Origin of the sequence: Synechococcus sp. 63AY4M2 (genome assembly GCF_002760475.1) — a bacterium.
Lineage (GTDB): Bacteria > Cyanobacteriota > Cyanobacteriia > Thermostichales > Thermostichaceae > Thermostichus.
Window position 1 is genome coordinate 981,800 of the sequence record NZ_AXUX01000001.1, and the last position, 483, is coordinate 982,282.

Sequence of the window (483 nt, forward strand, 5' to 3'; positions counted from 1 at the left end):
GGATGCCTTTGTACAGGCATTGAACTGGGTCAACCAGAACACGCAGGAGAAGATCGTCAACGCGGTCAAGCTGCAATCCCTTTGCTACTACGAGATTCGAGCCCGGTTTGGCTTGTCCAGTAACTTGGCTCAACAGGTGTGCAGACGGGTAGCGGGTTCCCGCAAAGTGGCTAAGCAGAAAAAGCGTCCCGTCAAGGAGTTTAAGAGCGGCTTTGTTACCTACGACGCTCGCATCTTTTCGTTCCGTCAAAAAGACTGGACGGTGTCGCTGACCACGGTTGAAGGGAGAGAACGCTTTGAGCTAGCCATTGGCAACTACCAGAGGGGAATGCTGGCTGGCTCTAACCCCAAATCGGCCACCCTATTCCAGCGGAAGGATGGCTCCTACTACATCCAGATTTGCGTAGAGGAAAAGCCACCCAAGCAACAAGATACCGACAAGGTGATCGGGGTGGACTTGGGAAGGACAGATATTGCCCATAC

1 pseudogene is annotated in these 483 nt (G+C 53.2%); it reads left to right on the top strand.

Annotated elements, in window-relative coordinates:
* Positions 1-483, top strand: a pseudogene (locus SYN63AY4M2_RS14120) (RNA-guided endonuclease TnpB family protein); the annotation flags it as partial.